This window comes from Moritella sp. (assembly GCF_013215705.1).
Lineage (GTDB): Bacteria > Pseudomonadota > Gammaproteobacteria > Enterobacterales > Moritellaceae > Moritella.
The window spans coordinates 1-26,937 of the sequence record NZ_JABSQR010000042.1 but is presented as its reverse complement, the minus strand read 5'-3'; the positions used below and the strand labels follow the sequence as shown (position 1 = coordinate 26,937).

Sequence of the window (26,937 nt, the reverse complement as noted above, 5' to 3'; positions counted from 1 at the left end):
TTGCGGTTTTATAAGCGTTTTTTATTTTTATAATTGTGGTGACAATATTATATTTTAATGATAAATGTGCGTGTGTCAGTGAATGCGGAGTGATTAGAGTTGTTTTGTGGGTCTTTGTATTGTTAAATATTGATTTTTCGATATATAAATAAAGTATAGTCTAATCGAAATGTGAATAAATATTATTTAGGATGGATATTTATTAATGGTGGTATTGCTCTGTATTTATCATGGCATTGCGATATTCGGTATGGATGAGGTTTTATGCTGTTATCTTTTCATGTAGCAATTTATTTAACATCCTCATTGTGGCCTGTACACCTGCAAATACTTGATTAGAGCTAACGCCACGGGTGCGGAAGGTTTTATTATCTTGCTGCCAAGTGATAAAGCTTTCTGTTAATGCACTGGTTTTACCTCCTGGTGGAATACGCACTTGGTAGTTTTCTAAGCTCGGGTAGTCAAAGCCAACCTTTTGCATAATCGCTTGTATCGCCATACTGAAAGCATCAAATCCGCCATTACCTGAGCCTGCAGATTTATACATTTCATCACCAATGCGAACACGGATACTTGCCGTTGAGTCAACATTTAACCCTGATGTTATCGAACAGTTGAGCAGTTCAATGTGCGAGTAATCTTTGCTTTCCAACAGATCGGCAATAATAAAGGGCAAATCCTCTGGTGTGATAGTGGCTTTCTGATCGCCGAGTGTCACAATTCGTTGGAGTAACTTGGTTTTTTGTTCCGCAGTCAAATCAATGTTTAAATCTTCTAAATTCTTCTCAAGCGATGCTTTGCCACTCATTTTTCCGAGTGCGTAGGTACGTGTACGTTCAAATCGTTCAGGACCTAATACCGTTTGATATAATCCGCCTTTGTTATCGCCATCAGCATGGATACCACTGGTTTGTGTAAACACGTCTGCACCGATGATTGGCGCGTTTGCCGATGTGATCTTACCTGAGAAGTTTTCAATCATTTGGCTAATCTGATGAATGCGTTGTTCATTGATTGATGATTCGATACCGAGTTTATCTTTCAATACCACAGCAACTTCGGCCAGAGACGCATTACCTGCGCGTTCACCTAAGCAGTTTACTGTGCAATGGATAGCACTAATGCCCACTTTTGCAGCGGTAAGCGCATTCGCTGTTGCCAAGCCATAATCATTGTGTGGATGAAAATCAAATTTCAGCTTTGGGAAACGCCTTATCATGTCAGATAGGCTAGTGTGAACTTCGTCTGGCGACATGATCCCAAGCGTATCAGGCAGCATGTAATGTTGGATAGGTAAATCCGATAGCTCACGGACCATGTTATAAACGTATTCAGGGTTATCACTGTAACCGTTAGACCAATCTTCAAGGTAAATATTTACCGTTAATCCTTGTTCTATTGCGTAGTAAATCGTTTCCCTGACATCGGCAATATGTTGAGAAGGGGTTTTTCTGAGCTGCTCGGTACAGTGTTTTTCACTGCCTTTGGTAAGTAAGTTGATTACCTTGGCACCGCTGGAACTTATCCAATCTACGCTTTTGGTATGATCGACAAAACCCAGTATTTCGATTCGGTCAGCAACTTGTTCTTGTTCTGCCCACTGCATTAATGAGGATACGGCGTGTTTTTCGCCAAGCGAAACGCGTGCAGATGCAACTTCAATTCGGTCAACATTAAGGGATTGGAGTAGGGCTTTGGCAATACTAACTTTTTCGTCGGGGGTGAAGGAGACCCCTTGGGTTTGCTCTCCATCACGAAGAGTTGTGTCCATTAATTGGACTTGAGGGCGCACTATTTCCATATTTGCTACCTGCTTCAAATTGTAGGGAAGGAGCGGATAGAAGATGACTATCCGCTTTTAAACCGAATCTTAGTGTGTTCTGTTATTTACTAAGACTGTGCTATACCGAACGTTAGCTTGCTTCAGTCCATAACCATGGAAACTGCTGCTTATTTTTAGCTTCGAATTCAGTGATTTTAGCTTCATGCTTTAATGTCCATGAGATATCATCAGCGCCTTCGATAAGGCTTTGCTTACGGAATGGGTCAACCTCAATATTAATAACAATACCACCCGGTGTTGTTACTGTTTGTGCAGGTAGGTCAACAGTAAACTCGATACCTTCATTTGCCTCAATTTCAGCCATTAACGCGGCGAGTTCTTGTTTACTTACACGGATTGGTAAAATACCGTTTTTAAAGCAGTTTGAGTAAAAAATATCAGCATAGCTAGTTGAAATAATGGTATTGAAACCAAAATCTTCAATTGCCCACGGCGCATGCTCACGTGATGAACCACAACCAAAGTTATCGCCCGCGACTAAAATTTTAGCGCCTTTGAATGCCGGTTTGTTTAATTCAAATTCAGGATTTTCTGAACCATCATCAAGAAAACGCCAATCATGAAATAAGTGAATACCAAAGCCAGTACGTTCAACTTTTTTCAAGAACTGTTTTGGGATGATTTGATCTGTATCTACGTTACTACGATTCATTAATGCAGCAACACTAGTATGATTTTTATATGCTTTCATTTTAATTCCTTGATCACTAATGTGCTAAATGTTATGTCCAGTTACGGATGTCAACAAAATGGCCTTCAATCGCTGCTGCTGCAGCCATTGCTGGTGATACAAGGTGTGTACGACCACCTTTACCTTGACGACCTTCGAAGTTACGGTTTGACGTAGATGCACTACGTTGACCTTCACCTAGTTGATCACCATTCATTGCTAGACACATAGAACAACCTGGTTCACGCCATTCCCAACCCGCAGCAACTAAGATCTTATCTAGACCTTCTTTTTCCGCTTGTTCTTTAACAAGGTATGAACCAGGAACTGCGATAGCTTGTACTGAAGCGCTTACCTTTTTACCCGCTGTTAATTCAGCAATGGCACGGAAATCTTCAATACGGCCGTTAGTACAAGAACCAACGAACACAAGATCAATATTAATATCAGTGATTGCGGCACCGGCTTCGATGTCCATGTAGGCAAGGGCACCTTTACATGCCGACGCTTTAATTTCATCACTGAAATCACTTGGTGAAGGTACCGTTGCGTTTACTGCTACAACTTGTTCTGGTGATGTACCCCAAGTAACTTGTGGTGCAATATCTTCCGCTTTAAGCTCGACGATAGTATCAAATGTAGCACCGTCATCAGTTGGTAGTGATTTCCAGTATGCGAGAGCAGCAGCCCAGTGATCACCTTTGGGTGCGAATTCTTTACCTTTAAGGTAAGCATATGTCGTTTCATCTGGTGCAATAAGGCCGGCACGTGCGCCACCTTCAATCGCCATATTACATAAGGTCATACGACCTTCCATGGTCAGGTCTCGGATGGCAGAACCTGCAAATTCGATGACATGGCCAGTACCGCCAGCAGTACCAATTTTACCGATAACAGCAAGGGCAATATCTTTTGCTGTTGAATACTTTGATAATGTACCTTCTACGCTTATTAGCATGGTTTTTGATTTTTTCTGTTGTAGCGTCTGAGTTGCCATGACATGTTCAACTTCAGAAGTACCGATACCGAATGCTAACGCACCGAATGCACCGTGTGTAGCGGTATGTGAATCCCCACACACTGCTGTCATACCTGGATGAATGAAACCATGTTCAGGTACAACAATATGAATAACGCCGTTATTAACGCTCTGCATATCGTAAATAAGCAGGTCGTGTTCACTACAGTTATTTGCCATCGTATCAATCTGCTTCGCGGCAATTGGATCTTTAATCGGTAAATGACGGTCAACAGTCGGTACACAGTGATCCATTGTTGCCAAGATACTATGACGATTACGGATCGGACGGTGTTGAACTCTTAAGCCTTCAAATGCTTGTGGACTTGTTACTTCATGCATCAAGTGACGATCGATGTAGAGTAGCGGGGTGCCATTCTTAGGTTCGTGAACTAAGTGTGAATCCCAAATTTTTTCATACATTGTCTTTTTCATTGCTTCCCTTCCCATCAAGCGAGATATTTATACTTTCTTATCCTTCGATACTATGACAATTATGCGCTTGTCTTCAAGAACATAATTTCATTAACCGTTTTAATTACAAATGTCGAGGGCGGTGTGGTCTCGTTAATTGCAGTTATATAGGATTATAATACTACTTAATTTAAATTAACTGGTTTTATATGTCGATAACCTCGCTGTTAATGGAGTTATTTGTTTTTTACATTATGTTTTGTTTTTTTACTTTTCAGCTTTTCAATGTTGGAAATAAAGTAATTTTAGCCATTTTAAGATCTTGATTGTAGAAATAACCATATAAGCTATCCTTAAAAGAAGTAATAGCCATGTATTATTTTAAATAGATCAAAGTATTAAAGGGGTGAGGGAATGAATTCTTTAAAAGTATCTGATTATATGCAGTTACGGCCAATTAAGTTAACCGCAGATATGCCGGTGGCCACCGCTGTAGACCGATTACTAAAATCAGGTCATATCGGTGCTCCTGTGGTAGATGATAGTGATACGCTTATTGGCTGGATATCTGAGCAGGATTGCTTAGCATCATTACTGGAATCGAGTTATTACTGTGAAGAGGTCGCGATAGTTGAAGATTTGATGAGATCGGATGTACTCACGGTGCGGGTTGAAGACGGTATTATTGAATTAGCACAACAAATGTTAGACGTTAAACCTAAGGTTTATCCAGTAATTGACGAAGAGGGTTTATTAGTGGGGATCATTTCTCGTCGAGATGTACTCAAAGCAATGGATAAACAACAACAAGCTTGTTATAAAAATGTCGCTAATATTTAGTTAATTTCAATGTCAAAAAAGGCTACAAGATTTGTAGCCTTTAAACTAGTTACCAACAATATGTACTAACTATGCAATAGCTGCATCGTTTGCTTTGTTCTCGTGGAATCGTTTTTCACCGAAATACGCGTAAGTTAAGCAAATGATAGACGCGAAACAAGAGGCGACGAGTACCATGAAACCGCCATCCCAACCGAAATGGTCCACTGTATAACCCAGCACTGCGTTTGCAGCTACCGCACCACCGAGGTAGCCGAATAGACCTGTTAGGCCTGCCGCTGTGCCTGCGGCTTTTTTAGGTGCAAGCTCAAGTGCATATAGACCAATTAACATGACAGGGCCGTAAATTAGGAATCCAATCGCAATTAACGCCGCCATATCGATGGCCGGGTTTCCTGGTGGGTTAAACCAGTAAACAAGCACTGCAATAGTGACCAGAGCCATAAATAGTATTCCCGCTGGCGCACGACGTCCTTTAAATAATTTATCTGAGATCCAACCACAAAGTAGGGTGCCTGGAATACCCGCCCATTCATACAAGAAATAAGCCCAAGAAGAACCATCGACAGTGAAACCTTTTGCTTCTTTTAGATAAACAGGGGCCCAATCTAAAACGCCGTAACGGATCAAGTAAACAAAGGCGTTAGCAATCGCGATAGACCATAGCAGTTTATTATTAAGAACATATTTTAAGAAAATCTCTTTTGCCGTCATTTCTTGTTCATGATCTGTACTGTAATCATCTGGGTAATCATCTTTATACTCTTCGATTGGTGGTAACCCACAAGATTGCGGAGTATCACGCACGGTGAACCAGACAAAGACGGCGACGAGTACAGCAAAGAAAGCTGGAACATAAAATGCCGAATGCCAATCGTCATTAAATGCCCATAAGCCAAGTAAGAACATAGGGCCGATTAAACCGCCACCGACGTTATGCGCAACATTCCAAACGGAAACTAATTCACCCCGTTCTTTTTTAGACCACCAGTGAACTATGGTTCTGCCACAAGCAGGCCAGCCCATACCTTGGAACCAACCATTTAAAAAAAGTAACACGAACATTGCAGTAATACTGCTGGTTGCCCAAGGCATGTAGCCAAAAGTAAACATGATCGCGGCTGACATTAATAACCCAGCGGTTAAGAAATAGCGTGGGTTAGAGCGGTCAGAAACACTGCCCATCAAGAATTTAGATAGTCCATAAGAAATAGATACCGCAGATAAAGCAACACCCAAATCGCCACGGCTAAAGCCTTGTTCAATCAGATATGGCATGGCTAAACTGAAGTTTTTACGAACTAGGTAGTAGCCTGCGTAGCCAACGAAAATACCAAAGAATAACTGCCATCTTAAATATTTATAGCTGGAGTCAACTTGGTCTGCGGGTAAACGAGCAATGTGCTCTTTCGGTTTGAAAATACCAAACATTTATAACCTCGAGTTTTAACGTGTTGATGGTTTTAAATAACCATTTTATAGGGTGTGATGTTCGTTCGAATAAACATCGGGTGGATTCTATTTTCTTTCGAACAATATTGATGTGATGTAGATCGAATAAATATCTTTTTAACATCAAGCACATGCCTATATATGACTAGCAACATCTGGTTGGTGCATTGTTTTAGGCTTTGTAAATAAATCGTGACAGCTTATTAAGCTATATATTGACTAGGAATGAGGAATGAGGGAAGGGGGGATGAGTGGTATTAATGCTCATGTCAGGAATGATAAATAAATTTTTCTATTTATGAATAAATATATATATTTTGTGACGGTTACGAACAAATCGCTTAAAAAATGTGCCATAACGATTATCTATCAAGATTTTAAGTGTGTGGTTAAAGCGTTTTTATTTGAAATTCAATAATCATTTGAAATTCAATAAAGACTGGCATAGTATTTCGCTTTTAAACTAGAGTTAATGGGCGCTTTCTAACTATTATGCAGAGTATCTTCAAATCCCTGACAGCTGAGCTATCTAATTGTATGCATTCCGATCGTTTTCGCTTTAAACGTCGTTTGCAAACCGCGCAACAATTACCTTCTGAAAAGCAAGAAAAAGCAGTTGATAAGCTTCAGCAAGATATTGCTGCATCATCGAGTCTGCGTCAATCGCGTATTGATAACTTACCCGTTGTTTCCTATCCTGAAACGCTACCGATTAGTCAAAAACGTGACGATATCGCTAACGCTATTTTAAATAACCAAGTGGTTATTATTGCGGGTGAAACGGGCTCAGGTAAAACCACTCAGATCCCTAAAATATGTCTCGAGCTTGGCTTAGGCATTGATGGCATGATTGGCCATACTCAGCCAAGACGACTTGCCGCACGTACGGTTGCGAACCGTATTGCTGAAGAGTTAGATTCAGAGCTTGGTGAGCACGTTGGTTATAAGATCCGTTTTAACGATAATGTCAGTAAGAAAAGTTACATTAAATTGATGACAGACGGTATTTTATTGGCGGAGATCCAACAAGATCGCTTCTTAAGTAAATATGACGTGATCATTATTGATGAAGCCCATGAACGTAGTTTAAATATTGACTTTATCCTCGGTTATTTAAAACAATTACTTAATCGTCGCCCTGATTTAAAAGTGATTATTACCTCTGCGACTATTGATCCAGAACGTTTTTCTAAGCACTTTAATAACGCGCCAATGATCGAAGTATCTGGCCGTACTTATCCTGTTGAAGTGCGTTATAACGCGTTAGCGGAACAAGAAGACGGGCATGAGCGTGATCAAATCCAAGGCATTGTTGATGCGGTCGATGAACTGCAGAGCGAAGGCCTTGGTGATATTCTGGTATTCCTTAACGGTGAACGAGAGATCCGTGATACTGCGGATGCGTTAAACAAGTTAAAACTGCGAGATACCGAAGTGCTGCCTTTGTATGCACGTCTGACTAATGCTGAGCAAAATCGCATTTTCCAAAGTCATGTTGGTCGTCGTATTGTGTTATCGACTAACGTGGCGGAAACGTCATTAACGGTACCTGGTATCAAATATGTGATTGATCCGGGCACTGCGCGTATAAGCCGTTATAGTTTCCGTACTAAAGTGCAACGCCTGCCGATTGAGGCTATATCACAAGCCAGTGCAAATCAGCGTATGGGCCGTTGTGGACGTGTTAGCGCAGGTATTTGTATTCGACTCTATAGTGAAGATGATTTTAATAATCGTCCCGAATTCACGGATCCTGAAATTACCCGTACTAACCTCGCCTCGGTTATTTTAAAAATGCATGCATTGGGGTTAGGGGATGTTGCTAACTTCCCATTTGTACAGCCGCCAGATAGCCGTAATATTACCGACGGCCTAAAGTTGCTCGAAGAACTCGGTGCGATTGATACCAGTAACGCTGACCATAATAAACGTCTCACACCTGTCGGTGTAGCATTGGCGAAGTTACCGATTGATCCACGTCTGGCGCGTATGGTCATGGAAGCCAATACCAATGGTTGTTTGAATGAAGTAATGGTGATTACTGCAGCGCTGTCGATTCAAGACCCACGTGAACGACCAATGGAAAAACAACAAGCGGCTGATGAACAGCATCGTCGTTTTTACGATAAAGAATCCGACTTTATTACGTTTTTGAATTTATGGAATTACGTCAAGCAACAACAAGATGAGTTATCGTCATCGCAGTTCCGTCGTTTATGTAAGAAAGATTATCTTGCGTATATGCGGGTACGTGAATGGCAGGATATTTACGGTCAATTATTACAAGTAGTGAAAGAGTTAGGTTTTACTGTTAATCAAGTCGTCGTTAATGAAGAAGGCGCGATCAGTAACGGTGATAATATTCATAAAGCGCTACTAGCGGGTATGTTAAGTCATGTTGGCTTTAAAGATAAAGACCAAGATTATTTAGGTGCGCGTAACAGTAAATTTAATATCTTTCCGGGTTCAGGTTTATTTAAGAAACAGCCGAAATGGGTAATGGTTGCTGAGCTGGTGGAAACATCGCGTTTATTTGGTCGTATCGCAGCAAAAATTCAACCGGAATGGATTGAACCCCTCGCTAAGCATTTAAACAAATCAACTTACAGTGAACCGCACTGGGAAAAACGCCGCGGTGCGGTTGTTGCCGCTGAAAAAGTAACGCTGTATGGTTTAGTCATTGTAGCTAAGCGCATGGTGAACTACAGTCAAATTGACCCTGCATTATGCCGCGAAATATTTATTCGCAGTGGTTTAGTGGAAGGTGAGTTTAATACTAAACATACGTTCTTTAAACACAATATGGCGGAAGTAGAGCGTATTCATGCGCTAGAACATAAATCACGTCGTCGTGATATTTTGGTCAGTGACGATGATTTATTCAGCTTCTATGCGGATATTATCCCTGAGCATGTTTGTTCTGGCCGTCATTTCGATAGCTGGTGGAAAAAAGAGAGCAAGCAAACGCCGGATTTATTAACGCTCACCCAAGCTCGCTTGATGAAGCATAATGCCGAAGCTATTACTGCACAAAGCTATCCAGAATTTTGGAGTCAAAACAGCTTTAAATTTAAATTGGAATACAATTTTGAACCGGGTACCGTTGAAGATGGTATCACGGTGATTATTCCATTAGCGATCCTCAATCAAGTTAATGAACAAGGCTTTGATTGGCTGATCCCTGCTTTACGTGAAGAATTAATCATTACCATGATCAAGGCGTTGCCAAAAACACTACGCCGTAATTTTGTACCTGCGCCAAATTATGCAGGAGCAGCACTGGAGAATATGGACCCTAGCCAAGGTGAATTAGCCGCAAGTCTGAATAAACAGTTATTGCGCATGACGGGTGTCCGTTTAGAGCAAGATGTATGGGAGCTCTTAACGCTACCAACTCACCTTAAAATGCATTTCAAGATTGTAGATGAAAATCTAAAACAAATTTGTGTTGGTGATGATCTCGGTGCGTTAAAGCAAAAACTACAAGGTAATATCCAAAAAACGTTAGTCAAAGTAGCCGATAAAGGCATTGAGAAAAAGGACCTTATTACCTGGGATTTCGGTAACTTACCCACTGAATTCAAGCAAAAACATGGTGGTTATGAAGTTAAAGCTTATCCGGCATTAGTTGATAACAAAAATTCGGTTGAAATTAAGTTGTTCGATCATCAAGAAGATGCTGCTGTCGCTGCAAAAGCGGGTTTGCGTCGTTTGATTTTACTTAATGTACCATCACCGATTAAATACCTTGAACAGAAACTGCCAAACAAAGCGAAACTAGGACTGTATTTCAACCCGTTTGGTAAAATAACTGACTTGATCCACGATTGTATTTCTTGTGCTGTTGATAACATCATTGAAAAACAGCCCGCACCGAGTGATGCTGACAGCTTTGAAGTATTAAAAGAACGGGTTCGTGCCAACATTGCTGATGAAACGGTTGAAGTGGCAAAACAGGTTGAGAAAATTTTAACCGCGGCACATCAAGTGCATAAACAGATTAAAGGTAAAGTTTCTCTTGATATGATCGTGGCGAATGGTGATATTAAAGCGCAACTAGGAAAGCTTATTTACAGTGGTTTTGTGACCAATACCGGTGTTAAGAAATTAGCGGATGTACAACGTTACATTGCAGCGATTGAGCATAGATTGAATAAACTAAAGATTGATCCTATCCGTGATCGTGGTCATTCGGTTGAAGTGCAACCGTTATTGGAAAAGTATATTGAGTTAACTAAGATGCCACGATTAACACTTGCGCAACAACGTGAGTTATTAAAACTGCGTTGGATGTTGGAAGAGTTGCGAGTATCGTTATTTGCTCAACAATTAGGGACCAGTTATCCGGTGTCGATTAAACGCGTTAAAATCGCATTTGCAGAGTTTAAAGCGAGTTTGTAGTCTGACTTAATGCGATTTAGGACCGGTCAGTTATAACAAAACAGAGAAGCCATATCGTCTCCCTGTTTTGTTATATAACCCATTGATCTCGACCGTTATGTTTGGCTTGGTATAGTTTCGCGTCTGCTTCGAGCATCAAGCTTTTTACGGTGACCTTTCTGTCTGGAATCATACTCACCACACCAAAACTCATCGTGACAATGGCATGTTTGTGCAGCCCTGCATGGGGAAGTTCTAATGAGCGAACTGCATTAACAAGTTTATCAGCAACTAACTTAGCACCTTTTGTGTCTGTATTGGGTAATACCATACAGAATTCTTCACCGCCATAGCGTGCAGCCAGCTCTGCAGGGCGACGTAAAGAGTCATCAAGTATGGATGCAATAGCTTTCAAGCATTCATCGCCTTGGATATGGCCGTAGTGATCGTTGTACTTTTTAAAAAAATCTATATCTGCAATGATGAAGGTAAGTGGTTGTGCATGGCGTTGTGCACGTGCGAGTTCTTCCGCTATGGTGATGTCTAAATGTCGGCGGTTGGCAATACCGGTTAAGCCATCAAGCGTTGCCAGACGGCCTAACTCTTCATTGGCTAACTCTAAATCGTTTTTGGTTTTTAATAGCTGTGTCCGCATTGCAGCAATACGTTCCATCGCTGTCATTTTAGCAATCAGAATTTTTTTTTGGATTGGTTTTGGTAAGTAATCATCTCCACCGGCTTCAATACCAATCATGATATCTTCAGGGGCGGTTTTGCCACTAAGAAAAATAATAGGTACCCAATCGGTGAACTCTTGTCTGATTTTCCTTGCAACTTCGTAGCCGTTAATTCCATTCATGACCACACCTAATAACACTATATCAGGGTTGCATTCTGCGAATAAAGTAATGCCTATTTCACCGTTCCCAGCGTCGAAGACTTCGTGATTGAGATGCTGTAGATAAGAGCGAATAATTACACGTTCAATTTTAGAGTCATCAATTATGAGGATCTTCATTGGCAGTCCTTGCTCTTTTAGTCGTTATCCAATATACGGATCTAATAACTCAATATAGCAAGTATTTGTTTAATTAGTGTAATTTCTTGTTGCTCTGTATCACACACTTAGTGTTATAGGCTTTCATGGTTGCTTTAACTTGGAATATTTCGTCCGAGGTTAACTCGTCATCCCAAGTTACGATTGTTGAAATCGTAGGGCTCTGGGCTGCTTTTAGCAATGTATGGAATTTATTATTGATCTTAGCTTTGTGGATGATTAATGCACTCTCGACACTAATGCCATGCTGTGATAACAGTGCCGCTGTGATTGTCATCGGTGGTGCAATAATGGCGGTCCATTGACCATGGCTGTCTTCTATTATTTTTTTATTTACACCCATAACATCAGAGTCGTGTGTAGTTGTGTTCGCGTTATACATAATAGATTTAGTTTGCATGGTCATTTACCTGTTTATATACCCAGTGGTTATACATACAGTAGTGTTTTAAGGTGATATTTGCAAGTATTTATTAATTTTTAAATGATAAATTATAAGGCGATAGTTATTTTTTTGTTAATTATCAGTGTGTTAATTTTTATTTTTGTGATTTGATGATCTGTCGAGTGTAGAGGCTTTGTATCATGAAAGTAACGGTTTTGTCTTTAGTCGTGGGATATACAGTATTTATGTGCTCAGTAGCTCGTTTTAATAAATGACAATTCCGAGTTCACAGTTTAGCTTTTTATATAAGTTGCTGCTCACAGTGCTTTAAACAAATTTATAATATCACAAGAAAAATCTTGGATAACTTGGTCCTGTAAACAATATCCGTTAGCGTAAATGGTGAATTAATCTAGTTGTTAATGGGAACAGATAGCGTCGGTTATGTTGTACGTGCTAATACATTTATAAGTGATTGCAAGGAGCACATTATGCCAGACAGCATTAAACATACCGTGGTAAAGCAGGAAAATTTAGATCCTCAAATATCAAGGATTATAGATTCAGTATTGAAAATTAATGAACCCGCAGAATATAACGATTATGAAATTGTCGCTAAGGTGCTATTTCAAGCGTTGAATTTCTTTCCGCCCCTCTATACACAGTCTATATTTGGACCAATTCGAACTTGGGTCCCACCACATAAAAAAGACTCGGAGTTTAACATTATTGATTTTTGGCGACCGATAAGGACAGCTAACTACTTAGTCGATACCTTGGTTCCGGCGTTCTCGCATGCCCCCGGGCCTTGGACTCGTACCTTACTGCCACCCGTTGTTCAGAATTTATTTTGGCGACCGAGTAACTATTTTCAGCAAGCTGATCCGCTAGTGAGCGTCACCTCATTTATTAATGAGCAGTGGATCTATGTTAATGGTATCGCCACGAATGAAGATGTCGCGATGATGAACTCTGAGTTACTGAGTCAGTTATTCAAAAGACCGTTAACTGTGGTGCACAATCAAACTGATTCGACGATATTAGACCTGATGCAGTGTGTGACGGGTAAAGTATTTAAAACCAACCCGAACCTGACTGACGAGCAATCGATGACAGAACCAGCGGTTAAGGCCACTGTTGCGGTGTTGGACGCGCTGAAAGATCCAACCAAAGATAGAGTTGTGCTGTTATGCCATTCTCAAGGCACTATTATTACCGCCAATGTATTACGGGCGCTACAGAAAAGTATAAGTCAAATTAAAGCGGTACATCAAGCACCAGAACTAAAATTAACACTACAGCTAAACCATTTGGAACGCTTGGCATTTGAGCTATTTTGGATGGACGCTATTGTTACCTTTAGCGATGCTGAACTGGATTCTTATTTGGTTAGTATGATGAAGAAATTGGAGGTTTACACGTTTGCTAATTGTGCCGACAAGATGAATTATGTTTGCCATTCCACCAATAATAAAGGCGAACTGATTGGTTTACCCTACATTGAAAACTTTGCTAATCAATTCGACTTGGTTGCGAGATTAGGGGTGCTATCACCATTAAGAGAGGAGGGTAACATTATTGAGATTGATGGCGCCGTATACGAAAAGCAAGGCGGACATGCGTGGGGGCATTTACTCAATCAGCATTACTTATTTGGTATGGCTGAATACCTTCAAGATAGTGACAAAATAACGAATCCTTATGCGCTGCAAGCAGGAGAAATGGCCACTGTATTGCCTCGATTGTATCGTTATTATGACGGTGCGCGCCCCGATGCTTATTATGAGTAACACCAATCACTTATTTAATGAAATTGGTATAACAGGCGAGATCTGTTTAGTTAATATCGAGTCATGATAATAAGTTAAGAAGCCCTGTCGATACAGGGCTTCATTGTTTTCATTATTTGTAATTGTGTTGTGATTTAATTTTATCGGCAACAATTTCAGCCCAGTGTTGGTAAATGATGGGCCCCGGGTGAAAACCATCCTTAGCCATATCTTTAGCATTTAATTCAGCATTGAAATCAATTAATTGGCAATCACTTTGGCTTTCAATTAGGGTCGCTAGTTTACGATTAAACTGAGCGGCTCTTGCGCCTAAATAACGTCGTAATGGTTGTGGTAGTGCTGAGAATTGTCCCATTGGTGGGACTTGTGTGATAAGAATTTGCTGGCAACTAAATTGTTTACGTAATAGCGTTATTAAATTTTGTTGTTGTGTTAGCCAAGTGGCGGCCAGTAACGACCCTGTGACATCATTAACACCTAGTGAGGTGACGATAATATCGAAAGTTTGTTTAGGTTGCTCTGATATCATTTTTAGACTGTCTAATGTGGTATAACCTGATTTCGCCAATAATTGCCATTCAACTTGGTAGCTGTCAGCTAATGCAGAAACTAAGTTTCCCGTTAACGCTTGCGCTTGATTGTCGACGCCAACGCCCGCTGCAGCAGAATCCCCAACAATGAGTAGCCTTATTTTTTGTCCTGAGCCTGTTTTCCCAGAGCGTGCTCCGGCAGCCTCAGGCAGTTTTGGTGTAACTTTTTTTACATAGCGGCCTTGTGCAATGATGATCGGTGCATATACAGCTTTAGTAAATAATTTATTTAATGACTTGAACATGTAACCTCCTTGTTTTTATTAGTATAGCAATACTGAAATGATGAATTTGAGCGCTTATACCCAAAGCCATAAATAACTCTAATTTAGTAATGCTGATATAAAATATAAATACCGAGCTATATTTACACTTAGGTTGTTTTATGATTAATTGGAGTGAGTTATGTCAAATCATCATACGTACAAAAAGATTGAAATGGTTGGTTCATCGAAAACAAGTATTGAAGAAGCGATTCAGAATGCGCTTGCAGAGTGTAATAAAACGGTAAAAAATATGGATTGGTTTGAAGTGACTGAAACTCGCGGACACATTGTTGATGGTGCGGTTGGACACTTTCAAGTGACACTGAAAATAGGTTTCCGTATCGGAGATAGTTAAATTATAAGGACGTAAACGATGAATAAAATAACTGGGGGCTGCTTATGTGGCGCGGTTAAATTTGAAGTGAGCAATGATTTTAGCCAATTTCATTTGTGTCATTGTCAGCAGTGCCAAAAGATTACTGGCTCTGCGCATGCATCGAATTTATTCTGCAAAGCCAGCCACATTACGTGGTTGGCAGGCACGGATAAAACCAAGCGTTTCGATTATCCTGACCGTCATTTCGTGCGCGTATTTTGCACCGAATGTGGCATCGGATTACCGTATTTAGTCAATAAAGGTAAAACCTTAATCGTACCTGCGGGTTCATTGGATCTAGACGAAGATACTGTGCTTAACGTTGCACCGCAAGACAATATATTTTGGCATGAACGGGCGGCTTGGTATGACGCTGCTTTAGCTGCTCCAACGTTTGCTGGATTTCCAACGTAAGAGTTTATCGCGGGATCACATTATAAGGATAGTGTTATATTCGCTGATTGTGCATTTTGAAGTAACTTAGGTATAACAAAGGAAGCGTAGCATGCAATTAAAAGTGGCCGAATTAAGTGATATTGAAGATACTTTAACACTTCATTATAAATACCAAGTAGATTCAATTGCAGCTGAAGACAAAGCCGATGGTTTTGTTACTACGCCGTTTACCAAGGAAGAATTAACACGTTTAATTACTGAAGAAAGTGGGCTGTTTATTGCGCGTAAAGACGGTAAGGTTGTTGCTTATGTGATGGCTGCATCTTGGACGTTTTGGTCTAATTGGCCAATGTTTGCGCATATGGTGAAAGGTTTATCTAATTTAGAATATTTAGGTCAGCCACTGACAACCGATAATTCTTATCAATATGGTCCAGTTTGTATTGATAAAAGTATCCGTGGTTCGGGGGCATTAGAAACTATGTTTGATTTTTCTAGAGAGCGTATGGCGAAGCGTTACCCTATTTTAGTGACCTTTATTAACAAGATTAATCCACGATCCTATGCGGCGCACACTAAAAAATTAGGGTTAACCGTTATTCAAGAGTTTGAATATAATAATAATCATTATTATGAGTTGGTTTACGATACGTCAAAATCGGTTGCGGCATAATAATGAATTAACAAGTTATAACCGATACATTATCCGTTATAACTTGTTATTTATTTACCTAGTCAGAAGCCTGATCACTTAGTGTTAATATCTGAGTTTACTTCAACATTATCAACAACATGGTTATCACCTAAGTCCTGTGGTAATACTAAGTTCAGAATGATAGCCACAATACCGCATAGACTTACACCTTGAAGGCTGAAATCGCCAATACCAAATGCCATCCCACCAATACCGAATACTAATGTCACCGCAACAATGATTAAGTTGCGAGATTTGTGTAGATCGACACGGTTAGTAATAAGGGTATTAAGACCGACTGTTGCGATTGTACCGAACAGTAAGATCATGATGCCACCCATTACTGGTACCGGGAAGGTTTGCAGCAATGCCCCGAGTTTACCCACAAAAGCCAACACGATTGCGATCACCGCTGCCCATGTCATGATGACAGGGTTGAATGCTTTGGTTAGTATCACTGCACCTGTTACTTCACTGTAGGTGGTATTTGGTGGCGCACCAAACATAGACGCTGCCATTGTCGCCAGCCCGTCACCAGCAAGGGTACGATGCAAACCGGGTTTTTTAAGGTAGTCTTTACCTGTCGCATTAGAGATAGCGAGAATGTCACCAACATGTTCAATCGCAGGGGCTAATGCAACCGGGATCATAAACAATATCGCATTGATGTTAAATTCTGGGTAAGTAAAGTTTGGCAGTGATAACCAGCTTGCTTGAGCAACAGGCGTAAAATCAATAATGCCATAAGCCAAACTTGCTATGTAACCAGCCACAATACCGGCCATAATTGGCATAAGTTTAAGCAAACCTTTACCAAAAACACTTACCGCAATAGTGGTGAATAATGAGATAGCTGCAATGATAATGGCAACTTCGTTATCAATTAACTGTATTGCTCCGTCACCCGTTTTGCCCATTGCCATATTCACTGCAACAGGGGATAAGCCTAGACCAATAACCATGATCACAGGACCAACAACGACCGGAGGCAGTAACTTATGAATGATACTAACACCGCGAAATTTAATCACCGCTGACAATAATACATAAGTAAAACCGGCCGCCATTAAACCACCCATCGTGCTGGCAATACCCCAAGTTTGCACGCCGAACATGATCGGTGCAATAAAGGCAAAAGAGGAAGCAAGAAAGACAGGGACAGAACGTTTAGTGATAATTTGAAAAACCAAGGTACCGAGACCAGCACCGAAAAGAGCGACATTTGGATCCAAGCCAGTAAGCAGTGGAACCAGTACGAGGGCACCAAATGCGACAAAAAGCATTTGTAGACCGAGCAAAACTTGCATTGTTTTTTCTCCATTTGTGAACAAACCGCTGGAAGGTAGCACAAAAGGATTAATATTCATATTAAAAATAGATAAACCGCTACTTTTTAGGCCATGAGTCAAATTAGACATTGTTACGTGATTGATTATCGCTATAAGTGCGCTTGTTTAAAACCTGAATCGTGGCATTATATTGATTCGTATCATTTGTTTAACGCTATCTTCCATATATGCTGATAACATCCGCATTTTAAGGTCTAATTTCATGATCACCGACAGTCATATCATTGATATAGTATCAACTCATCACCTGTTTTCGGCCCTCACTGACGCTGAATTTAAACAGTTATTTGCTACAGCAAAAACATTTAAAGTTGAACCATTAGAGAACGTGTTTCACCAAGGTGATGAAGCCAATCGATTTTACCTCGTGTTACGCGGACACCTTAAACTCTATCGTACTAGCCCAAGTGGCCAAGAAAAAGTGGTTGAAGTAATGCGTCAAGGCAATACCTTTGCTGAAGCATTAATGTTTAATAATAAGCCATTTTATCCGGTTGCCGCACAGGCCGTATCGGAAAGTGACCTAATTGCGATTGATAATGAAACATACTTAAAGATACTCAAGATTAATCCTGAAGCTGGCATCGCAATTATGGCGAATATGAGTATTCGTTTACACCATGATCTGAATGAAATTGAGATGCTGTCGGTTGAAAATGCTAAAAACCGCTTACTATTATTCCTATTAAAAAACCTACAAGATAACAACAGTAATGAAGGTATCATTGAGCTGGATATATCAAAACGTACGCTCGCATCATTATTGTCCATTCAACCCGAAACGTTCTCTCGCTTGCTTAAAAAAATGACCAAAGAAGGTTTAATAGAAGAGCGAAAAGGGCTTATTCGTATTATGGATATTGACGCGTTATATGCAGCGTCGGATATTCCAGTACAATCAGTGACGGGTAATATTCCTGTGCAATTCGTACCGGGTGAGTAGGTTGTGAATAATGCTGTGCAGGTGATCTCGTTTAGCCATTTAGCGTTTGCATTTATTCCCGTCTTAGTGGCGTTGGCGATCTTATTGCAATGGCGATTACCGATTAAAAATGGTTTGTATGCTTTATCTCGTATGTTGATCCAGCTGTTATTAATTGGTTATTTTTTATCTTATATCTTTGAGTCACATAGTGCCGGCATTGTCGTTGGTGTATTGCTAATTATGGTGATTGCCTCCAGTTGGATTGCTTTAGGCGCGGTGCCAGACCAACGCTGGAAAATGTATAAATATGCGTTAGCCGCGGTGATCTTAGGCGGCGGTTTTACCTTGTTTATTATGAGCGTGGGTGTACTTGGCCTAGACCCTTGGTATAACCCCCAATATATGGTGCCACTCGCGGGAATGGCATTTGCGAATGCAATGAACAGTGTCAGCTTATCCGCAGAGCGTTTACATGCCGAAATGCGGCGAGGAGAAGATTATCTTATCGCACGTCGTATTGCGCTAAGAGCCTCGTTAATTCCGATCATCAATGCATTGTTTGCTGTCGGATTAGTATCTTTGCCTGGCATGATGACAGGGCAGATACTTTCTGGCGTTTCGCCGTTTATTGCTGTGCGTTATCAGATAATGATCATGTGCATGATGTTCGGTTCATCGGTGATATCCGCTGCATTTTTCTTGTCGTTGATAAAACCTTTGATGTCGACGAAACCAGTTAGGCTGAATAAAGATTAAGTTGTACAATACTGATACTTATCATCATGACTATAACCACGTTGTAAAATAAAGTAGAGGCTTTAATGAAAATAGTTAAATTATGGTATGTATTTTCTATGCTTATTTTCGGTGTGGCTAATAGCGTGCATGCGACATCATCGGTATGGAAAGTGAATAACGGCAAATCAAGTGTATATCTGGGTGGGACGGTGCATGTCTTAATGGCCGATGATTACCCGTTACCAGCCGAGTTTGACCAAGCATATGCATTGGCTGATACCTTGGTATTTGAAACTGATATGGCTAAATTAGAAAGCCCTCAATTCCAGCAAGCGATGCTACGCCAGCTTAGTTATTCTGAAGGCCAAAATTTAACGCAAAATTTAACGCCTGAAACATATAAACTGTTAACTGCATATTGCGAGTCTCGCGGTATTGGTATGCAGGCTATTAATAACTTTAAACCGAGTATGATCTCGTTAATGTTAACCATGATTGAATTACAGCGTCTCAATTTTACTGGTATGGGTGTTGATAAGTACTATAACGATAAGGCCATAGCAGATGCTAAACCCTTAGGTAAGTTAGAAACTGTTGAGGAACAACTGGCGTTTATTGCCAGTATGGGTAAAGGCAAAGAGGATGCCTTGATCCGCTACAGTTTAGAAGATTTGAAAACACTGCCAACATTTATGCAAGAAATGAAAGTGGCATGGCGTAATGGTGATCCCCAAGCATTGGTTGATCTTGCAATCACGCCTTTGATTAAAGGTTTTCCCGACATCTATCAATCACTATTAGTACAGCGTAATAACAACTGGCTACCACAAATTGAAGCCATGTTTAGTAATCAACAGACGGAATTAATCCTGGTCGGAACACTACATTTGGTTGGTAAAGATGGTTTGTTACAGCGACTAGAAGCGGCTGGGTATAAAATCTCGCAGTTATGATCTATTCACTTCGTAACTAAATTTTGTTCACCTAGTCATTATAATCGATAAAATTTCGGTGAAAGCCAAAAATTGGCATTGGTTTTTAGGAAGGTATAGATAGTTAGGATATGATACTTGTTAACTCATTATTATGTTTGAAGACTATCTATGCTGAATATTTTTCGTTCTAAGCCGCTCATTGACGACGCCAGTTGTGAATGGATGTTTGACACTTTTGAGTGGGCGTTAACACATTTTGACCCACAAGAATTTTTTCAGCGCAGTCAGTTGATCCAACCAACGAATGATTTCTTTCCCGGTAATATCGACAGCCGTCACGGCATGGCAGAAACCATTTTTGATCACGTAGTTAAATATGCAGGATTAAGCCATTGGCCGCTACAGTTACAAGCACCGCAGAGTTTCAGTAGCCAACCACTTGCATTGCTCGATTTACCTGTCGTTCAACGAAATTCATCTGCGTCCAATACTTTGCCTGCATTAATCGCATCTCAGCCTTTAGTCATTACCTACAATCCACAGCAGGCATCCAAACCGGGTGATCTAGCCTCGAGTTATGCGCATCATTTAGCTCAGCATATCGTGGCCCAATCACAACAATTACCGCCAGGTGGTGCTGAATATTTTAATGCGAGTACCGAGATAGTGGCTATTTTTATGGGTTTTGGTGTGATGATGGCGAACTCTGCTTATACTTTTAGGGGCGGTTGTGGCAGTTGTTATAATGCGCAAGCCAATCGACAAGCCAGTTTGTCAGAAGACAATGCCATGTTTGCATTAGCCTTATTTTGCCGACTAAAAGGCATTCCAACAGGGGTCGCGACACGTAATTTGAAAGGTTATTTAAAACGAAATTTCAAGCAAGCATTAAAACAAATTGATCGAGAACCTGCGCGTTTGCAACAGTTATTGGCATTAAAGTAATATCACTACAGAACTCCCTATATAACAAAAAAGCCAGTAGAAACTGGCTTTTTTTATTTTAAATTAATAAGTTATACGATCAGGTGTTTGTTACATAAGGTATTTAGTAAATACATAGCAATATGTTAAGCCGCCACTTCTCTCCATTGGTGATCCAGCCTGCATACCGTAGCACACCTCTTGGATATTTGGAGCTGATAAAGCTAAGTCAAAGGACGTAGCAATTGACCCATTTAGTCCCCCCCAGTTGAAACCCCTAACGACGTCAAAGGTTGCTCCCCCCACATTATCTGGTGTGTTACGATTAAACCCGAACCAAAAGCTACCACTTGCCCCCACATTCGTACCAAATCCGATACCCGCGTCTACGAACACGCGGTACCATGTTAAATCCATGCTAATAGCTATTCCATAGCCCATACCCATACGGGCAGGGAAGACTGTACTAGTATCTATATCCCCGCAGAGCATGATTGTCCCATATTGTTCGTTTGAAAACTCCTTGAGAAGTCCTCTTATTGGATTAATTTCAAGTTTACTAAGCAACGTTCTAGCCTGTTCCAAACGACTCGGTTCTAGACCCTCCTCCCCGGCTGCCATTCTTGCGTGCGTTGCTGAAAGTCGTGAAAGAGCCGGTGCAAACCCATTTGAAAATAGGGATGGTAACGCATTCAATGCCTTTGTATTCAAATCCGTCAGTGTTTCTATTTCGGTTTGCATAGCATCCGGTTCAAGAGGGCGGCGATTAAAGTCGTCCTCTCCCGCTTCCAGCTCTTCGATTAGGTACGGTTCAGTAGACCAGTCAAGTGTGTAGTGAGCACCGTCGCCTGTAAACGCTACTTGTCCCTCGAAAGCATCTGGGTCGATGACAGCAGTACCTAGTTCATCGTCGTAACCTATGGCATCGTAATCTCGAAGTCGAAGTTCAATTTGGTGTTTAAATATCAATTTTTTGTTTAAATTCTTTATGAAACCGTTGTTCATATCGGAAGTTAGAGCATTCTGCCACTCACCGCCATCGATTTTATAATCGAGTATCGTATTATCATAACCAATATCTTCAGTTTCGATACATTCTAACGTGGTTAAATATGTTGCATACCGTATTTCCATTTTTTATTACTCCATATAATAGTGATAGTAGAGGTTCCGTCTCTATTTGCTTTTAAAGTAAAAGCCCAAAAAATATAGCAAACATAATTAAACAAAACAATAACAAGTGGGTAACATTTTATTAACGTGGTGTTATTTAATTAATGGTTAAATCCAATTATCATGGATATTAAGGACAGCATTATCTAGGATTACAGCGACAGGTATAGCTTTATTTGAGAAGTCATGGATATATAAATGAGAGGGCGAATGATCAAACTTGGGCAAGTAAAAATAGATTACAAATGAAATCGAAAGATAGGTCGCAAGCGAAGTAGATGTTGAAATTGGGCATGACGTCGTTTTTAGCAACGATCTTATAACAAAAGACCCTACTTATGTAAGTAAGGCCTTAATTTAAAGCGTTAGTATTATTAACTACTCTGAATCTTGTTCCGTTTCTTCAACTTTTTTAGTTTCTTCTTGATCTTGTCCGCCGCAGCCACCACAACAACTCATAATAATATCCTCTTTGTTCGATCAATTTAGTGTTAAGTAAAATACCCTGTCACTATAACTAAATGTATGACCCAAGTAATTGACTAATGTCATGTCGGTGAATAAAGAGGTCGTTTATTAACTATATCAGTATGTACAAGGAAGCATGTATTAAGTGGTATTAAATGCTATAAAGGGGCTGGGACTCACCATTTCAGTATGCACTGAGTTATTAGGGGACCCACCGTAATTATATTGCTTAAAAAAGCATAGGGCATTGAACTGGCGTCAGCCGTGTTAAAGGAGTTTTTTGATGATTGTATGTGAGACTGAAAAGTTAATTGTTCGACATTTCACTTTAGCAGACGCTGAATTTATTGTTGATTTGTTAAATGAAGAGTCCTTCATCCGTTATATTGCAGATAAGCAGGTCCGTAATATAATTGACGCAGAAAATTATCTCACCGTAGGTCCAATGGCGAGTTATGACAAATTTGGCTTTGGTCTTAATTTGGTCATGTTGAAAGGAACTAATACGCCAATCGGTATGTGTGGATTGCTTAAACGCGATGAGCTGCAGGATCCAGATTTAGGGTATGCATTCTTACCCAGTCATTGTGGTCAAGGTTATGCACTTGAGGCGGCTAATTCGGTGCTCAAAAATGGCATGAAGGCTCATTTTTTAGACCTGGTATTAGCGGTGACGTTGCCGGATAATCTGAATTCCAATCGGTTATTACAACGTGCAGGTTTCACGCAAAATGGCGTGGTTAACTTGTATGGTTCTGAAAATAATTTATATGAGTACAAAGCAATAAAACCCGCTTAATAGTCGGTGTTTTCTGTACCATGCTAGCGTTCTTTAACCGCATAGCATGGCATTAAATCGTGACGTTCAGCTTTGCGTTAACCTTGAGGGCTAAGCTAATTTACCACGTAGTGCGATATCCCAAACATCGACAACAATGTCGTTTTCAACCACATAGAATTTATCATGCAGATTAATGGTTGGATCGCAGTGCGGCACAATCATTTCAATGACGTCACCTATCTCGGGTAAACTCTCGCCGGTTACTTTACCGTGCTCATCACCAAAATAATGCCATTCATATGTAAGGTGATCACAGTTAAGACCATCATGGCTGATGATTTGTGGATGAGTGGCTTCTTTGTACAGCGCTTTGGTACCTGCATCAACAGTTACGTGAGATGCGTGATTCGCACTGATAACACTGGTTAGTAATGTCATCGCAGGTTGGAAATGACCTGCGCTATATTCAATATCGAAGTATTCTTTATCCATCACGGTGTATGAACCTGGTTGTATTTCGGTGACAGACGCAACGTCACTGTCTATTTCATAAGTACCTGTGCCTGAGCCTGATTGGATCAGATTCACTAAACCTGTCGCGCTTTCAATGTCTTGCTTTAGCTTACCGGCTTTATTTAATAATGCGGCAGATGCTTGTTTTCTTTCTTCGTTATCAAGAATATGTTGGAAATGTCCGGCGTAACACTGAATACCTTTAAGGGTAGTGTTGGCATGCTCGTGTACCGATAATGCTAAATCAAACGCAGTTTCAAACGATGCGCCAGTTCTACCTATGCCGGCGTCAATATCAACAAGCAGGTTAATTTGTCGGTTAAGCTCGCTGCCTAATTGATTTAACTGCGTAAGATTAGCCTTAGAATCCACGACTATCATGGTCTCTGGTGCAAGCTTGATAATTTTAGCTAAGGTTGCAAGTTTATGCTTAGTGACAATCGGGGAGGTGATTAGCAGGTGGCGAATATGGGCTTTGGCAAGTTCATACGCTTCTGATGGTTTGGTTATTGATATACCTATGCTACCCGCATCAAGTTGTAGCTGACAGATCTCTACACATTTGTGGGTCTTGGCATGCGGGCGAACATGCTTCGATTTTGCGGATGCGAACTTTTGCATAGTTTCAATGTTATGCATCAGTTTGCGCTTATCGATAACCAGACATGGCGTATCTAATTCTAATTTATGTTTTCCAATCACTGTTTATCTCTACATCACGGTTTTAGCTCTGCGCGCATTCTACTATGAAAGTGAGTGAGATTAATCATTATTTCATCTGATTTTTTCCCCAACTCATAATCATCTCAGACGTGATTATGTTGTTTTCAATGAGGTATTCGTTATTGCTATTCACTTTTACATTGTCGGAAATAGCGGTGTTGCGTGTGATCTTTTTTAAGTAATTGTTTAGTATAATGATGTTTTTAAGAGGGGTTCTGATTCGTTTTACTTTACCTTCTTTCAAATAAATCCAAGTGTACGGGTGTTTGGTTATCGCTATCTCAATGTTGTCGTGAAATGGGAACAATTTTTTATTATTACGGATCACTTCTTTATATACATCATTGTCGTTATTGCTACTTTTTTCATTGTGGAATAAGACTACGATTAAACATACATTTAGCGATATTGCTATTGTTGTTATATATTCAAAATAAAATAAGTCTTCTAATAATATATAGCTAATAATAAAAAATGAACTAATTGTGGCTGCTTTATTATTCGTGATTATCGATAAAGAAAATACAGCCACAATAATTGTTATATCAAGTAAACTCATGGCTACTTAAATCTATTTATAGCGCTCATGCCAGTATCACCCACATTAACCCCTAGATTTAACGCTTCATTTGATACAGCAATTATTTTGGCGGACATCATATCTTCATAGTTACTAACACCTGATACAATGGCACATGCTTCATTAGTTTTATTACATGTTTCTACATTAATATAAGCACAGGCTAGAATTCCCTGCTTTTCTTTAATGATTAAAAGAGGTTTATCTAATTCGTATCGTATCATTTTAGCTTCCATGTATTCATTCCCTTCCTTTATTGGTTGTATTAATTCATCTATATCAATGTATTCATGTTTACCTGATATTTGTTTTATAGCATTTATCGTTTTGTTTAGTTCTAACTTGTTCGTGTGACTTAGTTTTGATGTATCGATGTTGATACATATCAATGCGACTAGCTGGTTATTATTGTAAATCGGTATTGTCGTGGCTTTAACAATACGACCATCATTTAGTGTGATAGGGTAAGATATTATATTGCCATTTCTAATTTCATTTTTGCTATACTTTTTTATTAACTCAATGCCAAAATTTGTGATTTTATCATTCAACTTACGGTTTGATATTGGGTTCTCTATCGCTATTATTGATTTAAGTGGATTGCTAGTATCATGTAGTACAATTTCTATAGGGCTACCCGCTAATGTTTTTCCTATGCCTCCAACAATATTTTTTAATATTTCGATTAGTTCATCATTTTCATTTTGGTATTGGAGAGTGTCTTGTTTAAATGAAGATGCTATTTTACTGTTTTCATTATTAATTAAAAATGATGCTGAGTTTTCTTCAATTAGATGAATCAACTCGCTTATTGCTCTTGTATTTTTTTCTGGATCAAGTGATGTTATCGCAGTATTTACCTTTGTTTCACTAAGGGCGATATTACCAACGTCATTCGTTTCTATAGGGTAAAAATCAAATGATGCAAGAGGCTCTCCAATTAATTCTACTCTTTGGTTATTATGATTCATGAATTTATAACTCACAAATGTAACAATGAGGATACTTAATATTGTATAGATAACTTTATCTTGTATAGATTTCATAATTAGCTTCTTTTCCATGTCTCATTTATAAGAATTCATGTCTATTCTTTATGTATAGTTAAGGCTTTGTTTTAACTATATTTGTTAACGAATTCGGTTAACAAAATGCTACCACTACGTTAACATTTAGTCAACGTTGACTGTTGGTCTATGGATCTTATGAATCGAGTTATGCGAGTATTTTATTGCTATCTAAAAATATTTCTTCATCGGTACATTTTAATACCGAGGTTAAAAGGTGATAATGAAGTGGATTTAACTTTGTATTAATTAATTCATGAATTTAAAAATTACTGAAAATATTAACCACCTATTTTATTAGAAATTTAAACCTATAAATTTTGTTTTTTTAATTTAATACATTACGGACAGATGTCATTAACTCTTTGGGGGAACAGATGCTGAAGAACGAATTATTTAGAATTAATTAGACTTAGAGTTGTTGAGAGAAGTAAAAGATGATTGAGTTTTTGTTTGGTATAATTATTGGAATTGGTATCGGCATCGGTATAGGTATTATTTTTAGTTGGAGGGGGCGTTGTTGATCAAATCAGCTAGAGGTTTGATCATCCCCTTTTTATCAAAATCTAAATACTTGTGTTTCTTTCAGG

At 39.6% G+C, this 26,937-nt stretch carries 23 protein-coding genes; 11 read left to right on the top strand and 12 right to left on the bottom strand.

Annotated elements, in window-relative coordinates:
- Nucleotides 1-262: 262 nt before the first annotated feature.
- From HRT96_RS20775 to leuC, 3 genes are all read right to left on the bottom strand, one after another.
- Nucleotides 263-1,801: an alpha-isopropylmalate synthase regulatory domain-containing protein gene (locus tag HRT96_RS20775; RefSeq protein ID WP_293160416.1), complete on the bottom strand. Its 1,539-nt coding sequence runs from the start codon at nucleotides 1,799-1,801 to the stop codon at nucleotides 263-265.
- Between the two features lie 112 nt (nucleotides 1,802-1,913).
- On the bottom strand, nucleotides 1,914-2,534 hold the full coding sequence (gene leuD / locus HRT96_RS20770; RefSeq protein WP_293160414.1) for a 3-isopropylmalate dehydratase small subunit: 621 nt from the start codon (nucleotides 2,532-2,534) through the stop codon (nucleotides 1,914-1,916).
- Between the two features lie 31 nt (nucleotides 2,535-2,565).
- Nucleotides 2,566-3,966, bottom strand: coding sequence for a 3-isopropylmalate dehydratase large subunit (leuC, locus tag HRT96_RS20765; protein WP_293160412.1), 1,401 nt, complete (start codon nucleotides 3,964-3,966; stop codon nucleotides 2,566-2,568).
- A gap of 393 nt (nucleotides 3,967-4,359) precedes the next feature.
- Between leuC and HRT96_RS20760 the strand changes: the two genes are divergently transcribed.
- On the top strand, nucleotides 4,360-4,785 hold the full coding sequence (locus tag HRT96_RS20760) for a CBS domain-containing protein (protein ID WP_293160410.1): 426 nt from the start codon (nucleotides 4,360-4,362) through the stop codon (nucleotides 4,783-4,785).
- A gap of 69 nt (nucleotides 4,786-4,854) precedes the next feature.
- Here HRT96_RS20760 and glpT read toward each other — a convergent pair whose 3' ends face one another.
- Nucleotides 4,855-6,216 (bottom strand): glycerol-3-phosphate transporter, encoded by a 1,362-nt coding sequence (gene glpT, locus HRT96_RS20755; RefSeq protein WP_293160408.1) that lies wholly within the window; start codon nucleotides 6,214-6,216, stop codon nucleotides 4,855-4,857.
- Between the two features lie 513 nt (nucleotides 6,217-6,729).
- Between glpT and hrpA the strand changes: the two genes are divergently transcribed.
- The gene (gene hrpA / locus HRT96_RS20750; RefSeq protein ID WP_293160406.1) at nucleotides 6,730-10,638 is read left to right on the top strand and encodes an ATP-dependent RNA helicase HrpA; all 3,909 of its coding nucleotides are present in this window, start codon (nucleotides 6,730-6,732) and stop codon (nucleotides 10,636-10,638) included.
- A gap of 70 nt (nucleotides 10,639-10,708) precedes the next feature.
- Here the strand turns inward: hrpA and HRT96_RS20745 are convergent, their stop codons facing one another.
- Together HRT96_RS20745 and HRT96_RS20740 are read right to left on the bottom strand one after the other, a co-directional pair.
- Nucleotides 10,709-11,635, bottom strand: a complete 927-nt coding sequence (locus HRT96_RS20745; protein WP_293160403.1) for a diguanylate cyclase — start codon at nucleotides 11,633-11,635, stop codon at nucleotides 10,709-10,711.
- A 73-nt stretch (nucleotides 11,636-11,708) separates the two neighbouring features.
- Nucleotides 11,709-12,074, bottom strand: coding sequence for a hypothetical protein (locus tag HRT96_RS20740; protein ID WP_293160401.1), 366 nt, complete (start codon nucleotides 12,072-12,074; stop codon nucleotides 11,709-11,711).
- Between the two features lie 476 nt (nucleotides 12,075-12,550).
- On the opposite strand from HRT96_RS20740, the gene HRT96_RS20735 reads away from it, so the two are divergent.
- The gene (locus HRT96_RS20735) at nucleotides 12,551-13,849 is read left to right on the top strand and encodes a hypothetical protein (protein ID WP_293160399.1); all 1,299 of its coding nucleotides are present in this window, start codon (nucleotides 12,551-12,553) and stop codon (nucleotides 13,847-13,849) included.
- Nucleotides 13,850-13,961: 112 nt separating this feature from the next.
- On the opposite strand, the gene HRT96_RS20730 is transcribed toward HRT96_RS20735, so the two are convergent.
- The gene (locus tag HRT96_RS20730; protein WP_293160397.1) at nucleotides 13,962-14,684 is read right to left on the bottom strand and encodes an SGNH/GDSL hydrolase family protein; all 723 of its coding nucleotides are present in this window, start codon (nucleotides 14,682-14,684) and stop codon (nucleotides 13,962-13,964) included.
- A gap of 160 nt (nucleotides 14,685-14,844) precedes the next feature.
- Between HRT96_RS20730 and HRT96_RS20725 the strand changes: the two genes are divergently transcribed.
- The 3 genes from HRT96_RS20725 to HRT96_RS20715 all read left to right on the top strand — a co-directional run bounded on the left by HRT96_RS20725 (nucleotide 14,845) and on the right by HRT96_RS20715 (nucleotide 16,150).
- Nucleotides 14,845-15,060 (top strand): dodecin, encoded by a 216-nt coding sequence (locus tag HRT96_RS20725; protein ID WP_293160395.1) that lies wholly within the window; start codon nucleotides 14,845-14,847, stop codon nucleotides 15,058-15,060.
- A gap of 18 nt (nucleotides 15,061-15,078) precedes the next feature.
- Nucleotides 15,079-15,495: a GFA family protein gene (locus tag HRT96_RS20720; RefSeq protein WP_293160393.1), complete on the top strand. Its 417-nt coding sequence runs from the start codon at nucleotides 15,079-15,081 to the stop codon at nucleotides 15,493-15,495.
- Between the two features lie 91 nt (nucleotides 15,496-15,586).
- Nucleotides 15,587-16,150 carry a GNAT family acetyltransferase gene (locus tag HRT96_RS20715; protein WP_293160391.1) on the top strand — a complete coding sequence of 188 codons (564 nt, stop codon included), beginning with the start codon at nucleotides 15,587-15,589 and terminating at the stop codon, nucleotides 16,148-16,150.
- 74 nt (nucleotides 16,151-16,224) lie between these two features.
- On the opposite strand, the gene HRT96_RS20710 is transcribed toward HRT96_RS20715, so the two are convergent.
- Nucleotides 16,225-17,478 carry a uracil-xanthine permease family protein gene (locus tag HRT96_RS20710; protein WP_293160389.1) on the bottom strand — a complete coding sequence of 418 codons (1,254 nt, stop codon included), beginning with the start codon at nucleotides 17,476-17,478 and terminating at the stop codon, nucleotides 16,225-16,227.
- A 244-nt stretch (nucleotides 17,479-17,722) separates the two neighbouring features.
- Between HRT96_RS20710 and HRT96_RS20705 the strand changes: the two genes are divergently transcribed.
- The 4 genes from HRT96_RS20705 to HRT96_RS20690 all read left to right on the top strand — a co-directional run bounded on the left by HRT96_RS20705 (nucleotide 17,723) and on the right by HRT96_RS20690 (nucleotide 21,063).
- Nucleotides 17,723-18,463: a Crp/Fnr family transcriptional regulator gene (locus HRT96_RS20705; protein ID WP_293160387.1), complete on the top strand. Its 741-nt coding sequence runs from the start codon at nucleotides 17,723-17,725 to the stop codon at nucleotides 18,461-18,463.
- Between the two features lie 3 nt (nucleotides 18,464-18,466).
- A complete protein-coding gene (locus tag HRT96_RS20700; RefSeq protein WP_293160385.1) occupies nucleotides 18,467-19,201 on the top strand; it encodes an ABC transporter permease in 735 nt (244 codons plus the stop codon).
- A 65-nt stretch (nucleotides 19,202-19,266) separates the two neighbouring features.
- A complete protein-coding gene (locus HRT96_RS20695) occupies nucleotides 19,267-20,136 on the top strand; it encodes a TraB/GumN family protein (RefSeq protein WP_293160383.1) in 870 nt (289 codons plus the stop codon).
- A gap of 150 nt (nucleotides 20,137-20,286) precedes the next feature.
- Nucleotides 20,287-21,063: a hypothetical protein gene (locus HRT96_RS20690; RefSeq protein WP_293160381.1), complete on the top strand. Its 777-nt coding sequence runs from the start codon at nucleotides 20,287-20,289 to the stop codon at nucleotides 21,061-21,063.
- A gap of 90 nt (nucleotides 21,064-21,153) precedes the next feature.
- On the opposite strand, the gene HRT96_RS20685 is transcribed toward HRT96_RS20690, so the two are convergent.
- Nucleotides 21,154-22,176, bottom strand: a complete 1,023-nt coding sequence (locus tag HRT96_RS20685; protein ID WP_293160379.1) for a hypothetical protein — start codon at nucleotides 22,174-22,176, stop codon at nucleotides 21,154-21,156.
- 790 nt (nucleotides 22,177-22,966) lie between these two features.
- Here HRT96_RS20685 and HRT96_RS20680 point away from each other — a divergent pair.
- The gene (locus HRT96_RS20680; RefSeq protein WP_293160377.1) at nucleotides 22,967-23,482 is read left to right on the top strand and encodes a GNAT family N-acetyltransferase; all 516 of its coding nucleotides are present in this window, start codon (nucleotides 22,967-22,969) and stop codon (nucleotides 23,480-23,482) included.
- 90 nt (nucleotides 23,483-23,572) lie between these two features.
- Here the strand turns inward: HRT96_RS20680 and HRT96_RS20675 are convergent, their stop codons facing one another.
- The 3 genes from HRT96_RS20675 to HRT96_RS20665 form a co-directional block, all read right to left on the bottom strand.
- Complete coding sequence (locus tag HRT96_RS20675) at nucleotides 23,573-24,679, bottom strand: DSD1 family PLP-dependent enzyme (RefSeq protein WP_293160375.1); 1,107 nt, start codon at nucleotides 24,677-24,679, stop codon at nucleotides 23,573-23,575.
- 67 nt (nucleotides 24,680-24,746) lie between these two features.
- Nucleotides 24,747-25,259 carry a hypothetical protein gene (locus tag HRT96_RS20670; protein ID WP_293160373.1) on the bottom strand — a complete coding sequence of 171 codons (513 nt, stop codon included), beginning with the start codon at nucleotides 25,257-25,259 and terminating at the stop codon, nucleotides 24,747-24,749.
- 2 nt (nucleotides 25,260-25,261) lie between these two features.
- Nucleotides 25,262-26,326 carry a DUF1805 domain-containing protein gene (locus HRT96_RS20665; RefSeq protein ID WP_293160371.1) on the bottom strand — a complete coding sequence of 355 codons (1,065 nt, stop codon included), beginning with the start codon at nucleotides 26,324-26,326 and terminating at the stop codon, nucleotides 25,262-25,264.
- Between the last annotated feature and the right edge of the window lie 611 nt (nucleotides 26,327-26,937).

Excerpts from the sequence above, each read along its gene's own strand:
- glpT (WP_293160408.1), bottom strand. The coding sequence starts at position 6,216 with ATGTTTGGTATTTTCAAACCGAAAGAGCACATTGCTCGTTTACCCGCA.
- hrpA (WP_293160406.1), top strand. The coding sequence starts at position 6,730 with ATGCAGAGTATCTTCAAATCCCTGACAGCTGAGCTATCTAATTGTATG.
- HRT96_RS20730 (WP_293160397.1), bottom strand. The coding sequence starts at position 14,684 with ATGTTCAAGTCATTAAATAAATTATTTACTAAAGCTGTATATGCACCG.
- HRT96_RS20685 (WP_293160379.1), bottom strand. The coding sequence starts at position 22,176 with ATGGAAATACGGTATGCAACATATTTAACCACGTTAGAATGTATCGAA.
- HRT96_RS20665 (WP_293160371.1), bottom strand. The coding sequence starts at position 26,326 with ATGAAATCTATACAAGATAAAGTTATCTATACAATATTAAGTATCCTC.
- HRT96_RS20695 (WP_293160383.1), top strand. The coding sequence starts at position 19,267 with ATGAAAATAGTTAAATTATGGTATGTATTTTCTATGCTTATTTTCGGT.
- HRT96_RS20710 (WP_293160389.1), bottom strand. The coding sequence starts at position 17,478 with ATGCAAGTTTTGCTCGGTCTACAAATGCTTTTTGTCGCATTTGGTGCC.
- HRT96_RS20690 (WP_293160381.1), top strand. The coding sequence starts at position 20,287 with ATGCTGAATATTTTTCGTTCTAAGCCGCTCATTGACGACGCCAGTTGT.
- HRT96_RS20735 (WP_293160399.1), top strand. The coding sequence starts at position 12,551 with ATGCCAGACAGCATTAAACATACCGTGGTAAAGCAGGAAAATTTAGAT.
- HRT96_RS20705 (WP_293160387.1), top strand. The coding sequence starts at position 17,723 with ATGATCACCGACAGTCATATCATTGATATAGTATCAACTCATCACCTG.
- leuD (WP_293160414.1), bottom strand. The coding sequence starts at position 2,534 with ATGAAAGCATATAAAAATCATACTAGTGTTGCTGCATTAATGAATCGT.
- HRT96_RS20760 (WP_293160410.1), top strand. The coding sequence starts at position 4,360 with ATGAATTCTTTAAAAGTATCTGATTATATGCAGTTACGGCCAATTAAG.
- HRT96_RS20720 (WP_293160393.1), top strand. The coding sequence starts at position 15,079 with ATGAATAAAATAACTGGGGGCTGCTTATGTGGCGCGGTTAAATTTGAA.
- HRT96_RS20775 (WP_293160416.1), bottom strand. The coding sequence starts at position 1,801 with ATGGAAATAGTGCGCCCTCAAGTCCAATTAATGGACACAACTCTTCGT.
- HRT96_RS20715 (WP_293160391.1), top strand. The coding sequence starts at position 15,587 with ATGCAATTAAAAGTGGCCGAATTAAGTGATATTGAAGATACTTTAACA.
- leuC (WP_293160412.1), bottom strand. The coding sequence starts at position 3,966 with ATGAAAAAGACAATGTATGAAAAAATTTGGGATTCACACTTAGTTCAC.
- HRT96_RS20680 (WP_293160377.1), top strand. The coding sequence starts at position 22,967 with ATGATTGTATGTGAGACTGAAAAGTTAATTGTTCGACATTTCACTTTA.
- HRT96_RS20740 (WP_293160401.1), bottom strand. The coding sequence starts at position 12,074 with ATGCAAACTAAATCTATTATGTATAACGCGAACACAACTACACACGAC.
- HRT96_RS20745 (WP_293160403.1), bottom strand. The coding sequence starts at position 11,635 with ATGAAGATCCTCATAATTGATGACTCTAAAATTGAACGTGTAATTATT.
- HRT96_RS20725 (WP_293160395.1), top strand. The coding sequence starts at position 14,845 with ATGTCAAATCATCATACGTACAAAAAGATTGAAATGGTTGGTTCATCG.
- HRT96_RS20670 (WP_293160373.1), bottom strand. The coding sequence starts at position 25,259 with ATGAGTTTACTTGATATAACAATTATTGTGGCTGTATTTTCTTTATCG.